Below are 4985 nucleotides of genomic sequence, written 5' to 3'. Positions count from 1 at the left end.
ATGCGGCGGGGAGTGCTGCCGAAGTCGCTTTATGCGGAGGAGCCTTCGACGGAGGTGGATTGGTCGTCGGGGACTATCGAATTGCTGTCGGAGGCGCGGGAGTGGCCGGAAACGGGGGAACCCCGCCGGGCGGGCGTGTCGTCGTTCGGTGTAAGCGGCACCAACGCCCATGTCATCCTCGAACAAGCGCCCGAACCCGCCGTCACCGCCCGACCGGATGTGCCGGTGCCGTGGATCCTGTCCGCCAAGGACGACGACGGCCTGCGCGCGGTCGCCGAACGGCTGCGGGACCACCTGGACGGCGCCGGAGCGGACCAGTCCACCGTCGACATCGCCCACACCCTCGCCACCGGGCGGGCCCGCCACGACGTGCGCGCCGCGTTCGTCGGCGACCGTGCCGCGGCGCGCGCCGCGCTCGCCGATATCGCCACGGGCGCAACGAATTCGACGGTGGTCCGCACCGAACGGGGGCGGCGCGGCAAGCTCGCCTTCCTGTTCACAGGGCAGGGCAGCCAGCGCCTCGGCATGGGCCGCGAACTCTACGAGTCCTCGCGGGTCTACGCCGACGCGTTCGACGCGGTGTACGCCGAACTGGACCCGCAGTTCTTGCGGCCCTTGAAGGACGTGCTGTTCGCGCCCGTCGACTCCGCGGACTCCGCGCTGCTCGACCAGACGCACTACACCCAGGCGGCGCTCTTCGCGGTGGAGACCGCCTTGTACCGCACGGTCGAAAGCTACGGCCTGCGACCGGATTACGTCACCGGCCACTCGATCGGCGAGGTTACCGCCGCGCACGTGGCCGGGGTGCTCGACCTGCGTGACGCCGCCGTCCTGGTCGCGGCGCGCGGGCGCCTGATGCAGGCCGCCCGGTCGCGCGGGGCGATGATCGCCGTGCAGGCCACCGAGGCCGAAGTGGCCGGAACCCTGGCGCCCTACGGGGAGGCCGTGGTGATCGCCGGCGTGAACGGCCCGCAGTCCATGGTGATCTCGGGCGACGCCGGACCCGCCGAACAGGTGGCGGCGCTGTGGCGCGAGCGCGGGCGCAAGGTCAAGCGCCTCCCGGTCAGTCACGCCTTCCACTCCCCGCACATGGACGGCGTGCTGGACGAATTCCACGCCGCCATCGCGGATCTGGACTTCCGGACTCCGCGCCTGCCGGTGGTGTCGAACGTGACCGGCGACATCGCCGACCCGGCCGCGCTGACCGATCCCGGCTACTGGGTGCGCCACATCCGGCTGCCCGTCCGGTTCCTCGACGGCGTGCAAGCGCTGGAGCGGGCGGGCGTCACCGATTTCGTCGAGATCGGCCCGGACGGTGTGCTGTCGGCGCTCGTGCAGCAGACGCTCGCCGAGGCCGGCGGTGTGGCGCTGCCGGTGCTGCGCGACGGACGACCCGAACAGCAGACCCTGATCTCGGCTGTGACCGCCGCTGCTGCGCGCGGTCACGGGGTGGACTGGGCGGCGCTGATCCCGGGCGGTCGCCGAATCGCGTTGCCCACCTATCCCTTCCGTGGCACGCGCTACTGGTTGGAACCGGTCGGACGCACGGCCGATATCGCGAGTTTCGGACTGGGGAGCGCCGACCACGCGCTGCTGGGCGCGGTTGTGCCGATCGCCAATCGCGACGAGTTCCGCTTCACCGTGCGCCTGGGCGCGGGGACGCACCCGTGGCTGGCCGATCACGGCGTGGACGGCGCGACCGTGGTCGCGGGCACCGCGCTGGTCGAGATGGTGCTGCACGCGGCGGGCCACGCCGGCTGCGACGAACTGGCCGAACTCACCATCGGCGCGCCGCTGACGCTGCCGCCGGGCGGGGTGACCGTCCAGGTCGGCATCGGCGCCCCCGATGAGCACGGCCGCAGGCAGGCCGAGATCCACTCCCGCACCGCCGACGGTGAATGGGATACGCACGCAACCGGATTCGTGGCCGTCGCGCAGGGCGAACCGGTCGACGCTCCCGCCTCGGGTGCCGAGCACAGCGAGGTCGACCTGACCGGGGTCTACGACCGGCTCGAGGAGCGCGGCTACCACTACGGGCCCGCCTTCCGAGGGTTGCGCCGCGTCCGCGCCGCCGACGGCGAACTGCTGGTCGAGGTCGAACTGCCCGAGGAACGCCACGGCGACACCGTCGATCTGCACCCGGCGCTGCTGGACGCGGCGCTGCACGCGCTGCTGCCGGGCGTCGTCACCGACGACTCGCCCGCCTGGCTGCCGTTCGTGTGGAGCGGCGTGCGAGTGGTCGCGACCGGTGCGGCCGCCCTGCGTGTGCGCCTCGGTGTGCTGGAGTCGAGCGCCGAGTCGATGCGGGTGTCCCTGCACGCCGACGACCCGTCGGGCAGGCCCGTCGCGACCGTCGAATCCCTTGTGCTGCGCCCGCGTTCGGCGATCGCGGCCACCACCGGCGTGGACGGATTGTTCGTGCCGCGCCTGCGTGCGATCCCCGCGGGCGAGGACGCCGTGGGCGTGCGGCTGGTCGACGCGACGACCGGCGCGCCGACCGAGGTGCTGCACGCGACGCTGGACACGGCCCGGGACTGGCTGTCCGAGCCCGGCGACGACCGGCTCGCCCTCGTCATCGCTTCCGGCGACCTGGCCCAGTCCGGTGTGCGCGGCCTGGTCCGGTCGGCGGCGGCGGAGAATCCGGGACGGATCACCGTGGTGGAGACCGACGGCACCGCCGCCGCGCACGAGCTGATCGACCGGGCCGCGCGATCCGGGGAACCGCACGTGATCGTCCGGGACGGCGCGCTGTTCGCGCCGCGCTGGGAACGGGTCCGGACCACCGGCGGACAGTCACCGGACTGGTCCGCCGGCACGGTGCTGATCACCGGCGGCACCGGCGCGCTGGGCGCGCTCATCGCCCGTCACCTGGTGGTCCGGCACGGCGCGACCGATCTGCTGCTGCTGAGCAGGCGCGGACCCGACGCACCGGGCGCGGCCGACCTCGCCGCCGAGCTGACCGCGCTGGGCGCGACGGTCGCTCTCGCGGCCGCCGATGTCGCCGACCGCGACGAACTGGTGGCCGCCATCGGTGACCGCCGGATCGGCGCCGTGATTCACACCGCGGGTGTCACCGACGACGGTGTGGTCACCGCGCTCACCCACGATCAGCTCGACCGCGTGCTGCGGCCGAAGGTCGACGCGGCGTGGAACCTGCACGAGGTCACCCTCGCCCACGAGCCCGCGGCGTTCGTGCTGTACTCCTCGGTCGCCGGACTTCTCGGCACCGCCGGGCAGGCCAACTACGCCGCCGCCAACACCTACCTCGACGCGCTCGCCGAGCACCGGCACGAGCGCGGACTGCCCGCCGTCTCGCTGGCGTGGGGCCTGTGGTCGGGGACCAGCGAATTGAGCGGCCACCTCGACGACGTGGACCTGCGCAGGCTGGCGCGCTCCGGACTCCAGCCGCTGGACCCGGCCGACGCGCTCGACCTGTTCGACGCGGCGGTCGCGACCGGGGAACCGGTGCTCGCGGTGACCCGCCTCGACCGCGACGCCCTGAGCGGCGACACGGCGGCGCTGCCCGCACCACTGCGCGAACTGGTCCGCACCAGGGTGCGCCGCGCCGTCGCCGCGACCGGCGAACCGGACCTGCGGGACCGCCTCGCGAACCTGGACCACGACGGCCGGATCGCGGCGCTCATCGACTTCGTGCGCGCCAGGGCCGCCGCGGTACTGGGACACGCCGACCCCGGTGCCGTCACCGGGGACCGGCAGTTCCAGGAGCTCGGATTCGATTCGCTCATGGCGGTCGAACTGCGCAATGTGCTGGCCGGCGCGCTCGGGCTGACGCTGCCCGCCACGGTGATCTTCGACCACTCCAGCCCGGTCGCGCTCGCCGAACACCTGCTCGAGCAACTCGGATTCGAGGCACGCCCGCGGGAGACGTCGGTGCTGTCGCTCATCGACGGGTTGCGCCCGGCGATCACCGCGGCGCTCGAGGACTCCGCCGACGACAGCACGGCGATCGCGGCCAGGCTGCGCGAGCTGCTCGGGCTCGTCACCGCCGACGCCGATTTCGAGAGCCAGCTCGACGCGGCCTCCGACGAGGAGCTCTACGCGCTCGTCGACGAATTCGACTGAATTCGCCGCTGATACCCGTTCTTTCATTTCGACCCGTGTTTTGTGAAAGGTGATGGACCCATGGCCGATCAGGACAAGCTGCGCGAATACCTCAAGCGGGCGATCGCCGAAACCCACCAGGCCCGTAAGCAATTGGCCGAGGTGGAGGAATCGATGCGGGAGCCTGTTGCGGTGGTGGGTGTGGGTTGTCGTTTTCCGGGTGGGGTGGTTGATGGTGGTGGTTTGTGGGGTGTGGTTGAGGGTGGTTTGGATGTGGTGGGTGGTTTTCCGGTGAATCGTGGGTGGGATTTGGGTGGGTTGTTTGGTGGGGGTGTGGGGATGTCGTATGTGCGGGAGGGTGGGTTTTTGTATGGGGCGGATTTGTTTGATGCGGGGTTTTTTGGTTTGTCGCCGCGGGAGGCGTTGGCGGTGGATCCGCAGCAGCGGTTGTTGTTGGAGGTGGGGTGGGAGGCGTTGGAGTCGGCGGGTGTGGTGCCGGGGGTGTTGCGTGGGTCGCGGGCGGGTGTTTTTGCGGGGGTGATGTATTCGGATTATGGTTCGCGTGCTGGTGTGGGTGGGGATTTGGAGGGGTATTTGTTTGCGGGGAGTGCGGGGAGTATTGCGGTGGGGCGGTTGGCGTATGTGTTGGGGTTGGAGGGTCCGGCGATTGCGGTGGATACGGCGTGTTCGTCGTCGTTGGTGGCGTTGCATTTGGCGGCGCAGTCGTTGCGTCGGGGTGAGTGTGATGTGGCGTTGGCGGGTGGTGTGACGGTGATGTCGACGCCGCAGGCGTTTGTGGAGTTTTCGCGGTTGGGTGGGTTGTCTGTGGATGGTCGGTGCCGTTCTTACGGTGCGGGTGCGGGTGGTACGGGGTGGTCGGAGGGTGTGGGTTTGGTGGTGTTGGAGCGGTTGTCGGATGCGGT

The 4985-nt window shown here is 71.0% G+C and carries 2 protein-coding genes; both read left to right on the top strand.

Features of this window, described 5'->3' with window-relative positions; genetic code table 11:
• Positions 1 to 54 precede the first annotated feature (54 nt).
• Positions 55 to 4083, top strand: coding sequence for a type I polyketide synthase (locus DFR74_RS35090; RefSeq protein WP_170160863.1), 4029 nt, complete (start codon positions 55 to 57; stop codon positions 4081 to 4083).
• A gap of 60 nt (positions 4084 to 4143) precedes the next feature.
• On the top strand, positions 4144 to 4985 hold an 842-nt coding region (locus DFR74_RS35085; protein ID WP_211334148.1), incomplete at its 3' end, for a beta-ketoacyl synthase N-terminal-like domain-containing protein.

The sequence above is a fragment of the Nocardia puris genome, from assembly GCF_003315035.1.
GTDB lineage: Bacteria > Actinomycetota > Actinomycetes > Mycobacteriales > Mycobacteriaceae > Nocardia > Nocardia puris.
Note: the sequence above shows the minus strand (reverse complement) of the source record. Positions and strands in the feature narration are given on the sequence as shown.